General features: G+C 62.5%; 16 protein-coding genes. 8 read left to right on the top strand and 8 right to left on the bottom strand.

Translation table 11 applies throughout. The features are described 5' to 3' along the window. Positions 1-61: 61 nt before the first annotated feature. On the bottom strand, positions 62-1,285 hold the full coding sequence (locus tag ACTQZK_RS12280) for an MFS transporter (protein WP_428420990.1): 1,224 nt from the start codon (positions 1,283-1,285) through the stop codon (positions 62-64). 122 nt (positions 1,286-1,407) lie between these two features. On the opposite strand from ACTQZK_RS12280, the gene ACTQZK_RS12285 reads away from it, so the two are divergent. Next, positions 1,408-2,409: a zinc dependent phospholipase C family protein gene (locus ACTQZK_RS12285; protein ID WP_418831307.1), complete on the top strand. Its 1,002-nt coding sequence runs from the start codon at positions 1,408-1,410 to the stop codon at positions 2,407-2,409. 6 nt (positions 2,410-2,415) lie between these two features. Beyond that, a complete protein-coding gene (locus ACTQZK_RS12290) occupies positions 2,416-3,375 on the top strand; it encodes a trimeric intracellular cation channel family protein (protein WP_428420992.1) in 960 nt (319 codons plus the stop codon). A 72-nt stretch (positions 3,376-3,447) separates the two neighbouring features. On the opposite strand, the gene ACTQZK_RS12295 is transcribed toward ACTQZK_RS12290, so the two are convergent. Further along, positions 3,448-4,077, bottom strand: coding sequence for a DUF47 domain-containing protein (locus ACTQZK_RS12295; protein ID WP_114567349.1), 630 nt, complete (start codon positions 4,075-4,077; stop codon positions 3,448-3,450). A 10-nt stretch (positions 4,078-4,087) separates the two neighbouring features. Beyond that, positions 4,088-5,140 (bottom strand): anion permease, encoded by a 1,053-nt coding sequence (locus ACTQZK_RS12300; protein ID WP_428420994.1) that lies wholly within the window; start codon positions 5,138-5,140, stop codon positions 4,088-4,090. A 308-nt stretch (positions 5,141-5,448) separates the two neighbouring features. Here ACTQZK_RS12300 and ACTQZK_RS12305 point away from each other — a divergent pair, with 308 nt between their 5' ends. Next, on the top strand, positions 5,449-6,591 hold the full coding sequence (locus ACTQZK_RS12305) for an MFS transporter (protein WP_225749897.1): 1,143 nt from the start codon (positions 5,449-5,451) through the stop codon (positions 6,589-6,591). Between the two features lie 76 nt (positions 6,592-6,667). Here ACTQZK_RS12305 and ACTQZK_RS12310 read toward each other — a convergent pair whose 3' ends face one another. From ACTQZK_RS12310 to ACTQZK_RS12330, 5 genes are all read right to left on the bottom strand, one after another. Then, complete coding sequence (locus ACTQZK_RS12310; RefSeq protein ID WP_114567352.1) at positions 6,668-7,333, bottom strand: MBL fold metallo-hydrolase; 666 nt, start codon at positions 7,331-7,333, stop codon at positions 6,668-6,670. Between the two features lie 12 nt (positions 7,334-7,345). Further along, positions 7,346-9,736, bottom strand: a complete 2,391-nt coding sequence (locus tag ACTQZK_RS12315; RefSeq protein ID WP_114567353.1) for a RelA/SpoT family protein — start codon at positions 9,734-9,736, stop codon at positions 7,346-7,348. After that, on the bottom strand, positions 9,729-13,094 hold the full coding sequence (gene recJ, locus ACTQZK_RS12320; protein ID WP_114567354.1) for a single-stranded-DNA-specific exonuclease RecJ: 3,366 nt from the start codon (positions 13,092-13,094) through the stop codon (positions 9,729-9,731). The genes ACTQZK_RS12315 and recJ overlap by 8 nt, the downstream gene beginning before the upstream one ends. Positions 13,095-13,230: 136 nt before the next feature. After that, a complete protein-coding gene (locus ACTQZK_RS12325; RefSeq protein WP_441899709.1) occupies positions 13,231-13,713 on the bottom strand; it encodes a hypothetical protein in 483 nt (160 codons plus the stop codon). Positions 13,714-14,291: 578 nt separating this feature from the next. Then, a complete protein-coding gene (locus ACTQZK_RS12330; protein ID WP_441899710.1) occupies positions 14,292-15,932 on the bottom strand; it encodes a helix-turn-helix transcriptional regulator in 1,641 nt (546 codons plus the stop codon). A 273-nt stretch (positions 15,933-16,205) separates the two neighbouring features. Here ACTQZK_RS12330 and ACTQZK_RS12335 point away from each other — a divergent pair, with 273 nt between their 5' ends. The 5 genes from ACTQZK_RS12335 to ACTQZK_RS12355 all read left to right on the top strand — a co-directional run bounded on the left by ACTQZK_RS12335 (position 16,206) and on the right by ACTQZK_RS12355 (position 21,999). After that, positions 16,206-18,635 (top strand): DMSO/selenate family reductase complex A subunit, encoded by a 2,430-nt coding sequence (locus ACTQZK_RS12335; protein ID WP_114567356.1) that lies wholly within the window; start codon positions 16,206-16,208, stop codon positions 18,633-18,635. 3 nt (positions 18,636-18,638) lie between these two features. After that, entirely contained in the window at positions 18,639-19,256 is a 618-nt protein-coding gene (locus ACTQZK_RS12340) for a DMSO/selenate family reductase complex B subunit (protein ID WP_418831300.1), read from the top strand. A 1-nt stretch (position 19,257) separates the two neighbouring features. After that, a complete protein-coding gene (locus ACTQZK_RS12345; RefSeq protein ID WP_428421791.1) occupies positions 19,258-20,106 on the top strand; it encodes a dimethyl sulfoxide reductase anchor subunit family protein in 849 nt (282 codons plus the stop codon). A gap of 138 nt (positions 20,107-20,244) precedes the next feature. Further along, on the top strand, positions 20,245-21,147 hold the full coding sequence (locus ACTQZK_RS12350) for a dimethyl sulfoxide reductase anchor subunit family protein (RefSeq protein ID WP_441899711.1): 903 nt from the start codon (positions 20,245-20,247) through the stop codon (positions 21,145-21,147). Positions 21,148-21,573: 426 nt separating this feature from the next. Beyond that, positions 21,574-21,999 (top strand): TOBE domain-containing protein, encoded by a 426-nt coding sequence (locus ACTQZK_RS12355; protein WP_216529970.1) that lies wholly within the window; start codon positions 21,574-21,576, stop codon positions 21,997-21,999. Positions 22,000-22,116 lie beyond the last annotated feature (117 nt).

The following is a 22,116-nucleotide window of genomic DNA, read 5'->3' on the forward strand; positions in this document are numbered from 1 at the left end:
GTGATAACCGCATGCGAGAAAACAAGGACTCGAGCGAAGCGACCGCCTTTTCAGCCGCCTCCTACCCCTCTTTCGGCATCCTCCACAACAGGACGAAGCCCACGATGAACAAGACCGCCACGGACAGCACGCCTACCGACGAATTCCCGGTCATCTGCGTGAACACGCTCACCAGCAGCGTGCCCATAACAGCAGCGTACTTGCCGAAAATATCAAAGAAGCCGTAATACTCGTTCGCATGCTCCTTCGGTATGAGCTTGCCGAACTCAGAGCGGGACAGCGCCTGGATGCCACCCTGGAACAGACCCACGCACACGGCCAGAATCCAGAACTGCAGCGCCTCGCGCAGGAAGAACGCGGCGAACAGCGTGATGCAGAAGTACGCGAACACGGCGACCAGCAGCATGCGCTTCGTTCCGAACTTCGTGGAAAGCCGCCCGTAGGCGATGGCCGACGGAAACGCCACGAACTGCGTCAGCAGCAGCGCAAGCACCAAATGCGTAGAGTCGATTCCCAGGTCGGTACCGTAGCTGGTCGACATCTTGATGATGGTATGCACGCCGTCGATGTAGAAGAAGAACGCCAGCATGAAGTACCGCAGGCGCCGGTCGCGCACGATGTTCTTGAGCGTTTTCCACAACCCCAAGAACGTATCCCGGAACACGCGCTTCGCACGCTCCTTGTAGTGCGTCTGATGCACGTCGCGCACCAACGGAACACTGAACGCAACCCACCAAGCCGCCGTAATGACGAAGGCGATCTTCATGCCCGTCATCATGTCGATCCCTATGAACGATCCGCCCAGCACTACCGCCAAGCATGCAATAAATGGAATGCACGAGCCGATGTAGCCCCAAGCGTAGCCCTGCGACGACACCTCGTCGTAGCGCTCTTCGGTGGTAGCGTCCACCAAAAACGCGTCGTAGAACACCATCGACCCGTTCACCATAATGGATGCCGCCACGTACACGATCAAAAACGGAAGCGCCTCGGTGGGAATGCCCAACGCCGCGCACGCCACGGCGCCCGTGCCCACGAAGCCGATGAAAAACTTCTTCTTGTTGCCCTTGAGGTCGGCCAAGCTGCCCAGGATGGGCATGAGCAGCGCCAGCAGCAGCGCCGCCACGGTTTCCGCATAGCCCCATGCCACGACCACCGACGAGCCCGGCTCGGCAAGCGTTGCGAAGTACACGGGAATGAGCGCCGTCGACAGCATGATGAACGCTGAATTTCCCACGTCGTAGAGAATCCAGCTTCGCTCTTGCTTGGTCAGCTTTCCGAACATGCAGCGCCCCCCTGTAAGGTTTTCCACAAGTGAAAAACCGACGGTTAACAAGTACCCGCACATTGTATATGATAGCGCGTAGCGTCATCGGTAAAATCAAGGTCAGAAACGGAGTTCACGCTATGCCGGCTATCATCACGCATGACTTTTTCGGACGAGACGTGTACGACCGTCTGTTTTCCCTTATCGGCGGCTCGCGCGACGAAGCCGACGCCTTCCTTCTGGGCAACCAGGGCCCTGACCCGCTGTTCTACACCGTCATCAGCCCCGGCCTGAGGTCGCACAATCGCCTGGGCAACACCATGCACAGCGAAAAGCCCGCCGAACTGCTCAAAGCGTTCAAAGACTCGCTCTCGATCCTCAGCAGCGCCGAGCTGCCCGTGGGCCGCGCGTACGCGCTGGGCTTCCTGTGCCACTACACGCTAGATTCCACCATGCACCCGTTCGTGTTCTTCCACGAGTACCGTCTGTGCGACGCCGGCGAACCCGGCCTGTCGCGCGAAGACGGCTCCGAGGTTCACGGCGTCATCGAAAGCGAGCTCGACGAGCTGGTTCTGTTCAAGAAGCGCGGGGTTACCGTTGCCGCGTTCAATCCCTCCGAGGAAATCCTCAAAGCAAGCGACTTCGCGCTGAACGTAATCTCGAAGATGTTCGCCTACGCTGCTCTCACCGTGTACGGCGCGATCGTTCCCGCCGACCTGTTCGAGCGAGCCGTGAAGAACTTCCGCCTGGTCCAACGCGTGTTCTACTCCCCCACCGGAGCCAAGCGCGCCGTGGCGGGACGCCTGGAACGGATTCTGCGCCCGCACTCGTTCTTCCAGTCTATGAGCCATCGTCCGATCGAGCTGACGGAAAGCCCGTTCGACAACCGGCAGCACCGCCCCTGGGAGAACCCCTTCACGGGAGAGGTGCGCACGGTCGGCTTCTGGGACCTGTACAACGAAGCGCTCGAAAAAGCATACGGGAACATCTCCGCGTTCGACCGGGAAAGCTTCAACCTGGAAGATGCTCGCACCCTGACCGACAACCTGGACTTTTCGGGCGAGCCGACGGTAGCGGTGCTCGTTTCCGTCGAAGACGGCGCGAAAGACGAAGCTCCTTCCACCTCGTTTGCGGACGCGTAAGCGCCCATGCTGGAAGTAGTCCTCGCCATCCCCTTCTGGCTCGAGCTTGCCGCATCGTTGACCGGCGGGCTGTCCGGCGCCATGAGCGCCGTACGGGCGCGCTACGACATATTCGGCGTGGTGTGCATCGCCATCATCACCGGTCTTGCCGGCGGCATCATGCGCGACGTGCTGCTTCAGAACTACGGCATTTACGCATTTCAGAAACCTACGCTTATCATAGCCTGCGCCGTTGCGGGCGTGGTGGTGTTCTACTTCGGCAAGCTGGCTACGTACTTGGACCCCGTAGTGGATCTTCTGGACAACCTGTCCGTAGCCCTGTGGGCCGTCATCAGCGTGGGCAAAGCCACGTCGGCCGGGCTCGACATCGTGCCCGCTATCATCTTGGGCACCATCACCGCTGTGGGAGGCGGCATCCTGCGCGACATTTGCATGAATCGGGAGCCGGAAGCGTTTCAGGCAGGAGCCCTGTACGGCAGCGCGGCGTTGGTAGGCAGCATCGTGTACGCAGTGCTGCACCAAAACCATATCCTGGATCATTATGCGGAAATCATCTGCGTGACCATCGTTTTGGGACTTCGCTACGCGTCGCTTTTCTTCGGATGGCGCACGCAAGAGCCGCGCGATTACTCGGACGTGGTGGCAAGCGCCGTGGCTCGTCCTGTGAAGTCGGTCGCCCGCCGCGTGCGGCCGCCGAAGGGAAAGATCGAACGCGAGCGCGAGCGCAAAACGGCGTACGACAAGCTGCGTCGCCTTTGGCGAGCGCCGGGCAGCACGTCGCCGTTGCCGCCCGTAGCGAATACGACGAACGCCGACGGCGACGGGGCCGCAGCATCGATGCCGTCGCAGGCCAGCGACCCCAGCGATCGCATCATCGTCAACCGGGAAGAGCTGCGCCGCTTCATCGACAGCACCGGGGGATCGAACGACGAAGACGAGCGCGACCCCTTCGAGCCGCGCTCGTAGAAGCAAGCGCCCGCACGCCTTGCAGGCGCGAACTCGCCGACAAAGCCGATGCCTCGTCGGCGAGCTTGTTCGCTACACGTTTTTCAGCAGCACCGTGTTCATGGTGTCGGCAACATGCTCGCATGCGTCGCAGCAGCGCTCCATGCGATCGAAGATCTGGGACCACACCAGCACGCGCATGGGGTTTTCGCGGTCGTGCGTATGCAGCTTGCGAATGACCTGCAGGTACAGCTGGTCGGCCTCTTCCTCGTACGTGTTGACGTCCACGATCAGCTGCTTGAACTTCTTGGACTTCTTGAAGTTGCGGAAATCCTCCATGGCCGTGTCCAGAGCCTCGCAGCTCTTCTTGATCAGACAGGCGAACTCGAGCGCGTCGTGGTGCATGAAGTGCACGTCATACATGTAAAAACGCTGGATCACGTCCTCGATGTAGTCGATGATGTTGTCCAAAAACTGCGACATGTCGATGATGTCCTCGCGCTCGATAGGCGTGATGAAGTCGGTGGCAACCGTCCTGAAAATCGCATGGTTGATTTCGTCGCCCTCGTGCTCGAGCTCATGCGCGCGCTCCATGGCGCCTCTCAGGTTCTCAGCCTCCGTGAACTTCTCGATTGCTTCGATCAGCAAGTCGGCTTCCTGCATGGCCAACTTGGTCTGCTTCTCGAACGCGTCAAAGTAATCGAACTTTTCCTTCTTGGCCATAAGGGCCTCCTTACGAGAACATCAGGAACAAGTGAGCGAACACGAACCCGAGCAAACCGCAGCCCGGAAACGTAAGTACCCACGTCTTCACCATTTCGACGGCAATTCCCCACTTCACGGCACTTTTTCGCTTTGCCGCGCCCACCCCCATGATAGCCGTCGTGTTCGTATGGGTAGTAGACACCGGAAGCCCGGCGAACGTGGAGAGCATAAGACAGAAAAACGTCGCGCAACTGGCAGCGAACCCCTGGAAGGGTTCCAGCTTGACCATGTCGACCCCGACGCTTTTGATGATGCGCTCGCCGCCTACGGCGGTGCCCAATCCCATGTTGAGCGCGCAGAAGAACATCAACCAGATGGGAAGGACCATTTGATCGGCTTGGCCCACGCCGGTTGCCAACGTGATGGCAAGAACGAAGATGCTCATGAACTTCTGGCCGTCTTGCGCACCGTGCATGAACGCTACGCCCGCGCCCGAAACCACCTGAGCCCACCGAAAGCAAGCCGCGCTTCGATGCCGATCTCTGTTGCGGCATACGCGGCCAATGATCTTGGAGTTCGCCCACCCCAGAAAAAAGCCCAGCAACGTGGACAAAAAAATGCCGTATACGACCTTCATCCACTCCCCGCCGTTGATGGCCCCGAAACCGCCCTGCAACGCAATGGCGGCACCCGTCAGCCCGGCGATGAGCGAATGACTCTGGCTGGTGGGGATGCCGAAGTACCACGCCGTTGCGCCCCAAACGATAATGGCCACCATCGCGGCCATAAGCGCAATGAGCGATTGGCGCGCATCTCCCCCGAAATCGACCATGTTGAATATGGTGTGGGCAACCGCCGACGTGAACAGGGAGATGACCAGAAGGCCCAGGAAGTTGCAGATAGCCGCCATAAGGATAGCGTGCTTCGGCTTCATGGCGCGCGTCGACACCACGGTTGCGATAGCGTTGGGAGCGTCGGTCGCGCCGTTGACGACGATCACGCCGATATTGAGCAGGGTCACCGCCACCAGCACCGGGTTGGAGGCGAGCTCGGCCACAAATGCAGCCCACTCTATGGTCACAAGTTCCCTTTCAACAAACCAGTAAAAAGGCTCAGCAACTCATCAGTTTAACGTAAATCTGACAAACCGAAAGGGTCTTAACCCGCTTTCCACGTCCTATTTCGTATCCAGAAGTAAAATAAACGTAAAAGGCATCCGGGAAAACCCGCATTATCGGCTCTGCCTTCGCTCGCACGAACGCTCCGTGATAGAGTAAGCAGTTCAATAGGGATTTCGGGCGCCGCGCACAACGCGAAGCCGAGTCCGCTTTGACGAGCGTCCGCCGGCAAACCGCTGCGGCGGCACCCCAAGGGGGAGGGGTATCGAACATGGAAAAACGCCTGCAGCTGCCTTTGCAGACAGCCGACCTGATCGCCGGATTCATGGTGTGGGTGGTCTTGTCGTCGCTGCTTCCCTCCATCAAGCAAGACATCGCGATCCCGTCCGATGCGATCGCGCTGGTGACCGCCATCCCCGTCGTGCTGGGAAGCGTCCTGCGCGTGCCGTTCGGCTACTGCGCGAACCGCTTCGGCGCGCGAACCGTGTTCCTTGCCAGCTTCGCGGCGCTGCTGGTTCCCGTTTGGCTTCTGAGCGAAGCCACCACCTACCAGGAACTGCTGGCAAGCGGCACGTTCCTGGGCATTGCGGGAGCCGTGTTCTCCGTGGGCGTCACCTCGCTGCCCAAATACTACCCGAAAGAACGACACGGGTTCGTGAACGGCGTGTACGGGTTCGGCAACATGGGAACGGCGCTGACCACCTGGCTTGCGCCGGTTGCGGCGTTGGCGCTGGGATGGCGCGGGGCCGTCAAGCTGTACCTGGTGCTGCTGGCCGTGTTCGTGATCCTGAACCTTGCGCTGGGCGATCGCAGCGAGCCTCGCGTGAAGACCCCCATCGTGCAGCAGATGAAGCAGATCGGCGCAGATGTACGCCTGTGGATCCTCTCGCTGTTCTACTTCGTGACCTTCGGGGCGTTCGTAGCGTTGACGGTGTATCTGCCGAACTTCCTCACGTCGCACTACCTTCTTGACGGCGTGAGCGCAGGAGCCGCCACCTCGATCTTCATCGTGACTGCCGCAACGGTTCGCGTCTTGGGCGGGTGGCTGGCCGATCGATTCGACTGCTACAAGCTGCTGGCCTGCGTATTCGTTGCGCTCGCAGCAGGTGCGGCCGTGCTGGCGCTGGCTCCCGGGCTGCCGGCGTACCTTGGAGGCATCTACCTGATCAGCATCGCCTGCGGCATCGGCAACGGAACGGTGTTCAAGCTGGTGCCGTTGTACTTCACCAAGCAAGCCGGGCCGGCAAACGGCATCGTCTCCATGTGGGGAGGCTTGGGCGGCTTTTTTCCGCCCCTGGTTTTGTCAGCGTCCATGGCGGCCTTCGGCACGAACGCGCCCGGCCTTGCCGCTTTCGGCCTGTTCGCGCTCGTATGTCTAGCGTTATCGCTGAAGATGAAGCAAAGCAGCAGGTAAAACGGAGCAGAAGGACGGGGCCGCCGAGGCGAGGCATGAGCCTCTTCGCTCGGCGGCCCCGTCCAGCCTTGCTTCCTTACGCGTAGAACGCGAATACGCGCTTGCGCTCGTTGCCGATCTTGGTCAAAGCCTCGTGCCCTGGCAAAACGACCGTCTCGTCGGGCAGCGCCGCCAAACGCTTCAGGGAGCGGCGCATGGCGTTCATGTCGCCACCCTGGAAATCCGTCCGGCCGATGGATCCGCAGAACAGCGTATCGCCCGAGATCAGCACCGGATCTCCCGCAGGATTCGTGCCGAACTGAGGGTCGAGGAACAAGCACATGCTGCCCTCGGTGTGCCCGGGGGTGACCAGCACCTTCCACGGCATGGAGCCGATCTTCACGATGTCTCCGTTGCTGACAACATGATCAACCGGGCACGGCTCGGTGCGCATGTCGTCACGCGGCAGCTGCTTCTTGCCCTCGATGATGGGCGCGTCGATCGCCGACGCGATGACGGTTGCGCCGGTTTTGTCGCGCAGCTCCTTCGCCGCCCCCACGTGATCGGAGTGGCGATGCGTCAAAACGATGGCATCGACCGTGCGATTGCCCACCGCCTTCAAAATCTCGTCGGCTTTGCAGGAAGGATCGACCACGATGGTGGCCTCTCCGTCCGAGATGATGTACACGTTGTTGCCCAGCATGCCAAGCGTCACGAACTCGACGGGCACGCACGTGCTCTTGACCTTCTTCACCTGAGCCATGGACGGCCTCCTTTACTTTTTCTTTCCGTTGCCCTGCTTGGGCACCATGCGGCGAGCGTCGAATACGCCCTCGATGCCGCGCAGCTTGCTCAAAATGGTATCGATATGGTTGATGTCCGAAACCTGGAACAAAAAGCGCATCTCCGCCATGCCGTCGCGATGAGCCGTGACGGAGCAGTTCAGCACGTTCGCTCCCATTTCGGACAGCACCACGGTCACGTCGCGCAGCAGGTTCATGCGATCGAGCGCGTCAAGGAACACCTCCACCTTGAACGACGTGTTCTTGGGAAGGTCGCGCTCCCACGCCACGTCGATGATGCGCTCCGGCGATTGCTTGAGGTCGGTTGCGTTCGGACAATCCGCGCGGTGCACCGACACGCCGCGCCCGCGCGTCACGAAGCCCAGAATCTCGTCGCCGGGCACCGGGTTGCAGCAGCGCGACAAGCGAACCAGCACGTCGTCGATACCCTTCACCACCACGCCGTTGCTGGTATGGGCTTCGTGCTTTTTCGGACGCTTCACCGACGTCAGCATGGGCGGCAGCTTGCCCGTGGACATATCGGACGCGCCGAAGCCGAGCGTCTCGGCCTCTTCGTTGCCCTTGTCCACCAAGATCTTGAGCAGGCGGTTCGACACATGCTGGGCGCTTTCCTTGCCCGTGCCGATGTTCACCAGCATGTCGTCGGGATCGTTGTAGCCCATGTGATCGGCAACGCTCTTGATGGCGCGCATCGACTGGGCGCTCGAAATGCCCAGGCCGTGCTTGCGCATCTCGCGCGTCAGCTTGTCGCGGCCGTTCTGCAAATCGTCCCCGCGGCTCACCCGGCTGAAGTACGACCGAATCTTGCTGCGCGCGCTCGGCGTCTTCACGATGTTGAGCCAGTCGCGCGAAGGGCTTGCGCTCTTCTGCGTGAGGATGTCCACGCGGTCGCCCAGCTGCAGCTCGTACGTTAGAGGCACGATGGCGCCGTTCACCTTCGCGCCAACGCAGTGGTTTCCCACCTCCGTGTGGATGGCGTACGCGAAATCGACCGGGGTCGATCCGGCTCGCAAGCTCATGACCTCGCCCTTCGGCGTGAAGACGAACACCTCCGTAGGCGCCAGGTCAACCTTGAGGTCCTTCAGGAACTCGCGCGAGTCCTGCGACTCGTCCTGCCAGTCCACCATCTGGCGAAGCCACGCCAGCTGCTGGTCGATGGCGTCGCCGCCCTTGCCGCCCTTCTCCTTGTAGCGCCAGTGGGCAGCCACGCCGTATTCGCTCTGTCGATGCATGTCCTCGGTGCGAATCTGCACCTCAAGCGGCCGACCGGCAGGGCCGATGACCGTAGTGTGCAGGCTTTGGTACATATTGAACTTCGGCATGGCGATGTAGTCTTTGAAACGCCCCGGCATGGGGTGCCACAGCGTGTGTACCGCGCCCAGAGCCGAATAGCAGTCCTTGACCGACTTCACGATCACGCGCACGGCGATCAGGTCGTAAATCTCGGAGAAGCCCTTGCCCTTCTTCGTCATCTTCTGGTAGATGGAGTACAGGTGCTTCGGGCGGCCCATGATCTGCGCCTGGATGTTCACCTTGCCCATCTCGTCGTGCAGGATGCCGATGATCTGGTTGAGGTAGTCCTCCCGTTCGGCACGGCTTTCCGTAACCATGCGGCTGACCTGCTTGAACTTGTTGGGTTCCAGATAATAGAACGACAGGTCCTCAAGCTCCCACTTGATGGAGTTGATGCCCAGGCGGTGGGCGATGGGCGCGTAGATCTCCAGGGTTTCGCGCGCCTTGAAGATGCGGCGGTCCTCGCGCAGCGCGCCCAGCGTGCGCATGTTGTGCAGGCGGTCGGCCAGCTTGATGACGATCACGCGGATGTCCTTGCTCATGGCCACGAACATCTTGCGAATGGTGGCCGCCTGCTTGTCGGACAAGCTCTCCACCTCGATGCGAGTGATCTTCGTCACGCCCTCGACCAGCTGCGACACCTGGTCGTTGAACTCTTCGGCCACCTGGGCGGCGGTCACGCTGGTATCCTCCACGGTATCGTGGAGCAACGCGGCGATGAGCGTTTCCACGTCCATGCGCAAATCGGCCAGGATAATGGCCACTTCCACGGGATGGGCCACGAACGGCTCGCCGCTTTTGCGGCACTGGCCTTCGTGCGCGTCGCTTGCGAAGCGGAACGCCTTGGCAAGAAGAGCCTCGTCGGCTTCGGAAAGATACGTCGAGGTCAAACGCTGAAGCTCGATGAAGCGGTCCTCGGGAGTATGCGACGCTTGAGCGTCCTTCTTCGCTTCGGGAGCGAACGATTTCTCGGCCACATGCGGACGGCCCAGCAGATTGTCCTCGACCGTCTGCCTGCCCGTCGATTTCGGGGCCTCGCCCAGCAGCTCTTCGCGATCGTTCTTAGTCATCGTCGCCCTCCTTTCCATGCAGCGCCTTGCCCGGCAAAATGGGCCGGGAAACGCGTATATGCAGGCTAGCAGAATCGCTCTTCATCGCCCAGTCGCGGAACGCGTGAAATATCTCGCGCTCCCCCAAACCTTCGCGATAGCGAACGCTGTCCGTCAGCTCCACTTTATCCTGCGTGTCCTTCACGTGAATGGATCGCGCCATCCCGTCGGCGCCGAACGCCGTATGGGTCTCGATGAGGCCCAGTTCGCGGAACACCGCCACACCGCATGCCGCGGAAGCGGGGCTCACCGGGAAGACGTCCGTGCTGGCAGCGGCGGCCAAATCGGCGTTCCCCAAGGTGAAGAACGTATCGGAACTTTCGCGCTGCAAGCTGCGCAGCTTGCGGTACACCTGCGCCAAGCAATCGTGGTCGGGAGTCATGTCGCGCAAGATGCTCTCGTTGATGGAGCAATCGTTGCGCCCGAACAGCAGGTGAACGCTCGCACCCTGCCCGTCGCGCCCCGCACGGCCGCTCATCTGGTTGAACTCTATCTCGTTGAACGGCAGATGGTACAGCACCACATGGCGAATGTTGGGAATGTCCACGCCCTCGCCGAACGCGCTCGTGGCCACCAGCACGCTCAGCGCATCGGTGCGGAACAGCTCCTCGATGCGCTTGCGCTCGCTGCGCGAAAGGCCCGCGTTGTAAAAGCCGATGAGCGGCGCCACCTGCGGCACGCGCTTGCGCAAGCTGCGCGCAACGGCCACGGACTGCTCGCGCGAGTTCACGTAGATGACCGTCTTTTCGCCCGACGCCACCAGATTGGCCAGGTAGTCGTCGCGATTGCGCAGGTTGCGCCGGTCGTCCACCGCCAGGTTCGGACGATCTGCGGTGTCGAACACGCAGGAATCGATGGGCAGCTCGCGCTCGATGGCGGCGGTCACGTCGTCGTCGGCCGTGGCGGTAAGCGCCAGCACCGTGGGGGCGGGGCTTCCCAGCTTCGCAATGGCGGCGCCAATGGTGGCGTAGGCAACGCGCTGCCCGGCTTTCGCCAAGCCCACGTGGTGGGCCTCGTCCACCACCACAAAGCGAACGCGACCCGTAGCGGCAAACTCATCCGCATGCCACGCCAGGAACTCGGGCGTGGTCAGGGCGATATCGTACATGCCGTCAGCCAATCCAGCGAACGCCTGACGACGCTCTTCGGGCGTGCTCTCGCCCGTGAGCGTGACCACGCGCACACCGAACGCATCCAGCGCTTCGCGCAGATGAAACGCCTGATCGGCAATAAGCGCGCGCAAGGGATACACGAACAGGCTCACCTCGTGGTTCGCCAGCGCGCGCATGGCGGCGTGCACTTGGAAGGTCAGGGACTTGCCGCGTCCCGTCACCATCACGCCAAGAACCGAACGTCCCGCGTCCAGGTGGTCCAAGATGTCGCGCTGGGCGTCGTGCAGCCGACGGTCGCCGATGATGGCGCGCACGATATCGCGCTCCAAACCCTCGGGATCCTCGACGGCCTTGGCCTCCCAGAACGCACGGTTCTTCTCGAGCGCAGCCTCGTACGCTTCCACGTCCTCGGGACGATGCTGCACGTTGGCGCACAGCTCCGCATCGCTCGTGGCATACAGATCGGCCACGAAGCTGAGGTTTTCAGGGTTGAGGCACGCTTCCAGCGCGCCACACGTACGCGCAGGAGCCAGCGACTGGAGCATGGCCTTCACCGATTTGCGGCCGCGCCATTCGTCGATCTGCACCTCGAACGCGGCGTTCACCACGCTGTCGGTGCGCATGAGCGTTTCGATGTCCGAGCAATGGAACATGATGCCGGCCACCGTGGCTCGCCCGTCCGTGAGCGAGCACGAGAAGTGGTTCTTCTCGGCGCCGACCGCGCGCGCGTTCACCAGCGTCACGTCGCGCGCCAAGTACACGGGCACCGGATGCTCCTGACCGAACGGAGCAAGCTTGTCCAGCTGAGCCACGCTTTCCAACGTCAGCTCGTCCAGGCTCACGCAGGCGTCGATCTTCACAAGCGGATGGAACGCGCCCTCGGGCAGCTCGTCCATGTAGGCGCACAGGCGCCGCTCGAATTCGGGGAGCTTGTCGGCCGGCAGCGTCACGCCCACGGCGGCCTCATGCCCGCCGAAGCGCGTGAGCAGGTCGGATGCGCTTTCCACGGCCTTGAACAGGTTCACCTGGCCCACGCTGCGACCGCTGCCGCGCGCCTCGTCGCCGTCGATGGTGAACAGCAGGCTGGGCACGCCGTACGTGTTGACCAGGCGGCTTGCCACAATCCCCTTCACGCCTTCGTGCCAGCTTTCGCCCGACACCACAAGCGCCCGCTGACCCTGGTACACCTCTGCGGCGCGGGCTTTCGCGATCTCGGAAAGCTCCGCCTCGATGGCACGGCGCTGGTCGTTCACGTGCTCGAGCTCGGCCGCCAAGCGATTGGCCTCTTCGAAGTCATCGGTCATGAGCAGATCGAGCGCCAGTTGCGCGTCGCCCATGCGGCCGGCGGCGTTCAGGCGCGGAATGACCGAGAAGCTTAAATTGGTGGCGCTGATGGGCTTGTCGATGGCGCCGCTGGTGGCAAGGAGCGCCGCGATGCACGGGCGGGGCGCCTTGTTCATGCGCGCGATGCCGTCTGCCACGAGCGCGCGGTTCTCGCCGCGCATGGGCATGAGGTCGGCCACCGTTCCCAGGGTGGCGAAGTCGGTGTAGTCCCGCCATAGGTGCGGCTGCCCCAGGCGACCGCCCAGCACCTGCACCAGCTTGAGAGCCACGCCCACGCCGGCAAGAATGGCGCTGGGGCAGGCAGGATCGCATTTGGGATCGGCCACGGGCACGCCTTCGGGCACCAGGTCAACCGGCTCGTGGTGGTCGGTGACGGCCAGGCCGAGACCGGCCTCCACCACCATGGCCGCCTCCGCTTTGCAGGCGATGCCGCAGTCCACGGTCACGATGAAGTCCGGGCCGAACGAGCACGCGCGCAAAAACGCCGCCTCGGACAGCGCGTAGCCTTCTTCGAAACGCAGGGGAATGAACGGCGTAGCCTGCGCGCCCAGGGCGCGCAAACCGCGAGTGAGCACCGTGGTGGCCGAAATGCCGTCCAGGTCGAAATCGCCGAACACCAAGATGTGGTCGCCGCGCTTGACAGCGGCCTCCAGAGCGTCGGCCACCTCGGACAACCCGGGAATAATGTACGGGTCAAGCCAATCGCGCTCGATAGAGGGCGCAAGGAAGCGACGGACGTCTTCGGGGCGCTCGATGCCGCGCGCGACGAGCGTGGCCGCGATGAAGCGCGGCAAGGCCAATTCGCGTTGCAATAGATCCACGGAAGCGGGATCGGCCGCTTTAATGTTGAACTGGGCAGACATGATTCTGATACCTAACGTGCGAAGTTTCGAATAGTTCGCCTGCCATTGTCCCACATTCGAGAAGGCGTGTCACCGCCGAAGGCGCAGGCGGCGGCACGGCCCACGCACGGCGCGCCCCGAAAAGATCGCGGTAGCGTCAGCCTTTCGCCAGCGGAGCAACCACGAACGATACAACCAGGTAGATACCCAGGATGATGGCAAGAACAATGCCCGCGCGTCGATCAAGCTTGGCGTCCTCGCTCAAGGGCTCGCTATCTTGCTGAGATCTTTTCCGAATCGCACGATTATCGCGCCAGGTAGCAAGGCATGCCCACGCGCAGGAACCCACGATACCCCCAATAGCCGCGAATATCGCAATGCCTACGAAGTCGAAACCTCCCAGTTCGCGCACGTACGTCGACCCCAGCAGGAGCAAAAGCGCCGCCGTGCACACCAGCATGACCGCCGACATACGCTTGCCCAACCGCTTCTGCTCAGGTGAAGCAAGCTCTTCGTCGGTAGCCACGGTGTTTCCCGCAATCGACCGCAGCCACCGCCCATGCCAGTAGTTCCAGGCCAGCGCCAAAAACAGGGCGCCTATCAGCAGCACCAGGATCGTCCCTACCACGAGCTCGCTCATCCGCTTCACCTCCGCTTCTTGCTTCTTCTATAAGCAAGTATATCAAAGTAAGATAAGGCAACCTTGTTGCGGCGCGGAAACGGACCGATTCGCCACACGCACGACGGCGAAAACAGGAGGTCGCCCTGTCGTTGCGGGCCGCGCAACAGGCGCGTTCGCCGACGGGGGGCCGCGGTCGCGTTCGCCGTCGGGGGGGGGTCGCGGTCGCCGTCGGGGCCGCGAGCCGTCGGGGGACGGTCGCGTTCGCCGTCGATCCCCTGCCGCTGTCAAAACGGGCGAGTTTTGCTGGTCCTCGAATCAGGATAATGGCAGGCGACGAGCTTCTGACCTGGCATGTTATAAAACGCCCGCAGCCGAGGCACCCCGAAAGGGCTGAAAACCGCCGCAAAACTCGCTCGTTTTGACAGCGAGGGGAGCGCCACGCGCTGCGGGAGCAAGATGGGGCCGCCACGCGAACTGAAAAAGCGGGCGCAAGTCGCCGCCCCAGGCCCCCGGCACGCCGGATGCCCACGCCCGCGCCGGCAGAGCCGGACGCCCCATGCCCGCACGCCACACCCCGCCCCGCCGCCAGCCTGCGGCTACACCTCGTCCAGAAGAGCCAACAGCTCCTGCTTCTTGTGAATGCCCAGCTTGGCGTAGATGCGCTTGCTGTGAGTGCGCATCGTGTTCTCGGATATGAACAGCATCTCGGCAATGGCGGGACCTGAATGCCCGCGCGCAACAAGCTCCATGACCTCGGCTTCTCGACTGGACAACCCGTACAACTCGCTCAATCGCAGACACTGCTTCGACAGCCGATCCACCAAAGGCGCCGATCCCGCAACCGCAACCGCAGACGAAGCCGCGGAAGAGCTCGCCTCGCCCGACACCGCAGGATTCGAGCCCGCCGCTCGCGCGGCCCGGCCCTTCGCCGCGCTCGCCCGGCCCTCTTCGGACGCATCCGCCTCGGCCGTCGTGCGAGCGCGCACGGCGCGGCTCACGGCAATCTCCGCCGACGCCTCCTTCCGGCGAGCCTTCGGCGTGAGCATAAGAAACTCCAGGCGGTTGGTGTGCAGCTTGCCCACCCTGCGACCGACCAACGCAACCAGCAACAAAACGTACAGCGCAACCAGCCCCACGAACGAAAGCTGCTCGACGCCCAAGGTGACTTCGCTGCCGGAAGCGTAACCCACCACGTACCCGCACATTTGCAGAAAGTACGTGATGGTGCCGTAGAACGCGAAAATGAACACCGGATTGATGCCGCTATCGCGGGATATCTGGCCGCAGTGCATCATGACCAGCACGGTGGCCAGCATGAAGCAGGCGTACGTAACCCCGCTGCCAATGATGGTGAACCACTCGCCCGCGAACGGAAGCACGATCAAGCAAGTCGCCGCCACCGGGAACAGCACCCGAAAAACGCTCATCAAGTCAACGTGGATGGTGCGTATACGCCATGCTCCGTAAAACGCCGCCACCACGGCCAGCAGCGCGAACATGGAAAAGATGTTGATGGTGCTGAGCAGGTCCTGGTGCGTAACCGCAATAAAGCGAATGGCGCCCGAGCAAAATCCCAGCGCGCCCACCGAAAGCGCCGGCAGCAAGCTCTCGCGCAAGGCGTTGCGATACACCAGCGCATGCTCGCGCGGAACGTCGTCGAACATAGGCTGCGCGTCGTCGGTGCCCTCCGCCGCGATCCACAGGCACAGCCCCGCCAACGGAACCAGCACAAGCGGAATCAAGTACGCCGTCAAAGCCGTGGGAATGAAGCACAGGAAAAAGTACAGCAGCGCCGAAAAGCCCGTGCCCTTGATGAGCGCCATGTTCCCCCGTGCGCTGTCGAGCGAAGCGAACACGCGCTGCCAGCTCATAAGGTATCCGGCCGATCCCACGCCTATGAGCGCTGCGGCAACCACGATAAGCGCGAACGCCAGCGATTCCAGGTACATAGCGCCCACCAGCATCAGCGGACCAAACGCCAGCGGAACGGAAAACGCCAAAACATGGGCCCGCCGGGCGAAGGCCGGACGCGCCCATGTGACCGCCATGCATACGCAGAACGCAGCCCAAAACGACGCTATCTGCACCGTATAAAATACAATGGTAGTAAGCGGGGTCTGGCACGGTGCGGACAGATACGGGAAGATTCCTCCCCAAATCGACGTTGCGTTTATCGACAGGAATGCAGCGTACCCGAAGCTGGGGACGTCCGGTCTGAGTGCGGTAGGCGCGCGCATGTACGGAATCCCTCCTTTGGTTGTCGTGGTGCCATTCTAACAGACGCTCTCATGCCGAAAAACGGGGTGAAACTCAGCCATTCGACAATATGGTGACAGCTTTTACCTGGGGAAACGAAAATATCACAACATTCTGGTGACAAGGTTGCAACCCCGAAACATCTATAGTTTTCGCCAGTTCGAACTGCATGGACGTGCCCTGCCGAGCGTTGACGAGGCGAAGGCAAGGCGCACGAAGCAAACGAGGAACCTACGAGTATTGGAGGGGGTTGCATGTCGAACACCACGACATCCCAGGGACTGACCCGCCGCACCTTCGTGAAGGCGACGGGCGCGCTCGGCGCGCTTGCCGCCGCAAGCGGAGCGGCATCCCAAAGCCTGTTCGCCGACGCTCCGCAAGCCTATGCCGAAGACGCGGCTGGCAACGAGGAGATCGTCTGGACGCACTGCCATGTCAACTGCGGAGGCGCGTGCCCGCTGCAGTGCCATGTGCAGGACGGTGAATTGAAGTACGTCGAATCCGACAACACGGGAGACCCCGCGTTCGGCGCCGTCGAGGCGCGCGCTTGCCTGCGCGGCCGCTCCATCCGCCCGTGGCTGGGAAGCGCCGACCGGCTGAACTACCCGATGAAGCGCGTCGAGGGCACGAAGCGCGGCGAGGGCCAGTACGAGCGCATCAGCTGGGACGAGGCGCTCGACATCATCGCCAGCGAATTCACGCGCATCACGAAGCAGTACGGCAACGAGGCCGTGTTCATCCAGGAATGCTCGGGCGTCGAGCAGAACATCATGATGAACAATCCCTTCTTCCGCCTGTTCAACCTGCTGGGCGGCGAAGTCACGCGCTACGGCAGCTACTCGAGCGCGTCCATCAGCTTCGGGGCGTACCCGTACACGTACGGCAAGTCGTGGGGCAACCGCTCGCTCAAGACCATCCAGGAAGGCGAGCTTGTCGTGTTCTTCGGCTTCGCGCCGAACGACATGCGCATGGCCGGTGACGGCCCGGGTTACGACCTGAACGTGGTTCGCGAGAAGAAGAACGCGCGCGTCATCGTCATCGACCCGCGCCGCAACGAAACCTGCACGAACCAGGGCGCCGAATGGATTCCCATCGTGCCCGGCACCGACGCAGCCCTGGTAGCGGGCCTTGCCCATGTGCTCATCACCGAAAACTTGGTTGACCTGGACTTCCTGCACACGTACTGCGTGGGCTTCGACGAGGAGACCATGCCCGAAGATGCTCGCGGCAAGAACCTGTCCTACCGCGACTACATCCTGGGCACCGGCTACGACCAGGTGGAGAAGACCCCTGCGTGGGCATCCGCCATCACGAAAGTGCCGGAAGAGCGCATCGTGAAGCTGGCGCACGAGATTGCCGAATCCGACCCGTGCTACATCTGCCAGGGCCTTGGGCCCCAACGGCATACCAACGGCGACAACGCCTCGCGCGCCATCATGGTGCTGCCGCAGCTGGTGGGCCAGGTAGGCAAGCCGGGCACCACGTCGGGCGGGACCATCGGCAACGACGACATCGGCCTGAACACCCTGCCCACGGGCAAGAACCCCATCAAGGCGAAGTTCCCGAACTTCCTGTGGCCCGAAGCCATCCGCGACGGCGCGAAGCTGACCGCCACCAACGCGGGCATTCAGAATGCCGACGGCCTGAAGGTGGGCGTCAAATTCCTGGTGAACTACGGCAACAACATGATGGCCAACCAAAACGCCGACATCAACTTCACCACCGATATCCTACGCGACGAAACCCTGTGCGAGTTCATCCTGCAGTACGACATCGCCTGGACCGACTCGTGCAACTGGGCCGACATCGTCCTGCCCGACTTGACCCCGCAGGAAACGTACAGCCTGACGGCCGCCGGCGAGTCCAACGACGTCGAGGGCATCCGTTTCGGCCAGCCCCTCTACGGTCCGAAGTTCGAGCGCCGCGAAGTCTACGAGGTGTGCGGCGAGCTGGCGAAGCGCCTGGGCGTGTACGACGAGTATTCCGAGGGCGGCCTGACCCGCGAAGACTGGTGCCGCAAGCTCTACGACGAGCTGCGCGAAGACAAGCCCGAGCTTCCCACGTACGACGAGGGCGTGAAGATGGGCGCGTTCACGTACGACATCGAACCGTCCACTAAGGTTGACGACTTCATTTTGGATCCCGTGGCAAACCCGCTTAAAACGGCAACCGGAAAGATCCAGATCTACTCCCCCGAGCTGGCGAAGATCGCCGAGACGTGGGATCTGCAGGAAGGCGACGTGATCTCGGCCATCCCCGTGTACTATCCTGGTTTCGACGGCCCCGATTCCACGACCGAAGAGTTCCCGTTCCAGATTGTGGACTTCCATCACAAGGGAACCACCCACTCGACGTACGCCGCCAACCCGACGCTGCACAAGCTAGCTCCGTTCCAGGCGTGGATCAACCCGATGGACGCCGCTTCGCGCGGCATCGCGGACAACGACAAGGTTCGCCTGGTCAGCGCGCAGGGAGAAATCCGCACGACGGCCAAGGTGACGAACCGCGTCATTCCCGGAACCATCATGTACCCGCAGGGAGCCTGGCATCGCGCCGACATGCAGGGCGACCGCATCGACCACGGCGGTTGCAGCAACACGCTGACCAGCCGCCATTGCAACCCGGTGTCGAAGGGCACGGGCCAGCACAGCGTAATCGGCACGATCGAGAAGGTGGAGGGGTAAGCCATGACGCAGTACGGTTTCTATTTCGACGCGACGCGCTGCACGGGTTGCAAGACCTGCGAAGCGGCCTGCCGCGACTATCACGACCTGCCGCTGGACTATTCGTACCGCCGCGTGTACGAACTTGAGGGCGGCGGATGGACCCAGGCGGCCGACGGCACCTGGAGCACCGATTCCTACACGTACTACACGTCGTTCGCATGCAGCCATTGCGACAACCCGGCATGCACGCACGTATGCCCTACCGGCGCAATGCACAAAGACGATAAGGGCATTGTTTCCGTGGATACGCATCGCTGCATCGGCTGTGGTTACTGCGAGCTGGCCTGCCCGTACGGCAACCCGCACGTCGATCGCCAGAAGGGCCACAGCGTGAAGTGCGACGGCTGCGCGTCCCGTGTAGCCGCAGGCAAGCAGCCCATGTGCGTGGAGGCGTGTTCTATGCGCGCCATCGAGTTCGGGCCGATCGACCAGCTGGAGCAAGGCGACGGCCGCGCGGCGGTAGCGCCCTTGCCCGATCCCAGCGTGACCACGCCGAACTTTTACATTAAGAACTGCGCGGCAGCGCAGCCGTGCGGCTCGACCTCGTGCGTCGTGGCCAACAAGACGGAGGTGAAGTAACATGGGTTCCGGATTCGAGCATGCCGCACTGGCGGTGTTCACCACCCTCGCTCCCATGGGCGCAGGAGCGTTCATCGTCCTGACGTACGCGTTCTTGGCAGGCAAGCCCGACCAGGCGGCCGCAAAGCGCCTCGACCGCTGGACCGCGCTGCCGCTGGCAGTACTGGCCGTGGGCTTTGCGGGTGCGTTCATGCACCTGGCCAGCCCTCTGGGAGCTTTCGGGGTATTCGCGGGCGTGGGATCCTCGCCGCTTTCGAACGAGATCCTGGCGGGCGTGCTGTTCGTCGTAGCGGCTGTGATCTATTGGGCGCTTGGCCTGGCAGGAAAGCTGTCCGAAGGCGCACGTCGCGCGTTCCTGATTGCGCTGTCGGTTCTGGCCGTCGTGTTCTCGGCGTTCTGCGGCCTGGCGTACATGATGCACACCATCCCCACGTGGAACACCCCGACGTCCATTGTTCAGATGGTGGGCTTCATGGTGGCCGGCGGCACGGTGCTGGGATTCTGCACTGTAGGATTCGCCCAGGTAGGACTGCCGAAGGGCGCCGGCACGATAGCTCTGGCCCTCACGCTGGCCGGCGTTGTGGTAGCCTCTGCGGGCTTCGGCATGCAGATCGCCGGGCTTGAAGGCATCCGCAACATCTGGGGATCGGCGGCGCAGCTGGTTCCGGCCATCGGCATGATGCTGGCAGCGTTCGCCGCGTGCGGTCTGCTGGGAGCAGTGCTGGCCTACGTCGCGTCGAAGAAGGCGTTCGCGCCGGCGCTTATGGTAGGCTCGTGCGCCATCGTGGCTGTCGGCGTGTTCGTAGCGCGCATCGGATTCTACGGACTGTTCATGGGAATTGCCCTGTAACGTCTCGCACAAAGCAGTATCCTCCCGGAATACGGGCGAGCGGTCTCCCTCCGCTCGCCCGTATTCTTTATACTGGTGGTTGCCGATGCACGTATCGGAAACCACCGCCCACGACACGCGAAAAGAGGCCCGACGCTCATGGAGACGGCGATCAACGAGATCACGCTCGTGCTGTTCACCACCATCGCACCCGCAGGCGTGATAGGCTATCTGCTTATGGCCGCGGCTATCGTACGCGCCAGCAAGAAGGACCGCGCCGACGCCATCAGTCGCCATCTGGTGGTTCCGCTTGTGCTGGCCATCTCCGGCCTCATCGCATCGGCCACGCATCTGGGCACCCCGGCGAACGCGCTGTACGTGATTACGGGCATAGGCAGATCGCCGCTTTCGAACGAAGTGGTGGCCGCTGTGGCGTTTCTGGCACTTGGCGGCATCTACTGGATCATCTCGTTTCGCAACGACCTTACCCGCGCCTTTCGCACCGTTTGGCTTGTGCCCACCATCGCGGCGGGCCTCGCGTTCGTGTGGTTTATCGGCGTGGCGTACTCGGTGCCCTCGGTTCCCACGTGGAACCTGCCCACCGCGCCGCTGACGCTGTGGCTGAACGCGCTGTCGAGCGGGCCCATCGTGGGACTGTTCGGGCTGGCGCTCGCTCGCCAGGAGCCGTCGCGGCGCGCGGCCTTCGTCGCGCTTGCGGTTACGGCCTGCGCAGCTGCGGCGAACGCGGGTGTTCTAGCCTTGGAGTGGCAAGCGCTTGAAGGCATTGTCACCACCACGACGCGCGCGACCGATCTTGTTCCCAACCTTGGCCTTTTGCTGGGCTTGTACCTGACGTTGGAAGCCGGGGCCGTTGCTTTGTGCGCCGTTGCCTCGCTGCGCAAAACGCTGCCAGCGCCCGCGTCGATCGACCCCTTCACCGTTGCCCGGCGCACCGGCACGGTGCGGCTGCTGCTCACTGCGGGCGCCGGAATGCTGGCCCTTGCCGCTTCGTTCGCTGTGCGCTTCGCGTTCTACGCCATGCACATGACCGTAGGCGTGTAGGAACCCCGAACCTGCCCGGCTTGGGCCGCCCGGCCCCCCTCGCTGTCAAAACGGACGAGTTTTGCTGGTCCTCGAATCAGGATAATGGCCGGCGGCAAGCTTCTGACCTGGCATGTTGCAAAACGCCCGCAGCCGGGTCGCCCCGAAAAGGCCGAAAACCGCCGCAAAACTCGTCCGTTTTGACAGCGAAGGGGGACGTCACGCACCGCGTAAGCGGGATTGAGCCGTTGCCGCAAGCGCCGACCGCAGGTCGAAAGCGAGACACGGTGACCGGGCGCCCCGAATACCGCCCGCAAAAGCCGGTCAAGAATACAAATGGGAGACGATTCCGCCCGATTTCTTCACGAAACCGTCGGGTGCTGCGATACTGCGGCCATACCCAATCGGCCTCCGACATACCGGAGGCCCCAACGAAAGGAATCGCACATGAAGATTTCCGCTCGCAACCAGCTTAAAGGCACCGTTTCGGGAATAACCGAAGGGGCCGTCAACGGCGTGGTGTCCATCAACTTGGGATCCACCGTAGTCAAAGCCGACATCACCATGGAGGCCATCGCCGACCTGGGGCTTGCCGAGGGCATGAGCGCCACGGCTATCATCAAGGCCAGCAACGTCATGTTCGCTGCCGGAACCAAGCGCATCGCAGGCATCTCCGCCCGCAATCAAATTCCCGGAACCATCGCATCCGTGAAAAAGGGCGCCGTCAACGGCCAAGTGGCGTTGAAAACCGCCGAGGGTTCCCTCATCAAGGGTTCCATCACCAACGAGGCTATTGAAGAGCTGGGGCTGGCAGAAGGCGGCGAGGCGCTTGCCATCGTGAAGTCCACCGACGTTATGGTGGGCGTGGAGTAGCCCCTCCCCCCATTACAGTTAGACCTGGCTCTGCCGGGTCTTTTCTTTTCCAGCTCGATCCGCAAGCGGATTACGATGAAGCAGACCCTGCGGGGTTGCTGGCCGACCCGCCCCGGA

The organism is Paraeggerthella sp. LCP19S3_G8 (assembly GCF_052119225.1).
Lineage (GTDB): Bacteria > Actinomycetota > Coriobacteriia > Coriobacteriales > Eggerthellaceae > Paraeggerthella > Paraeggerthella hominis.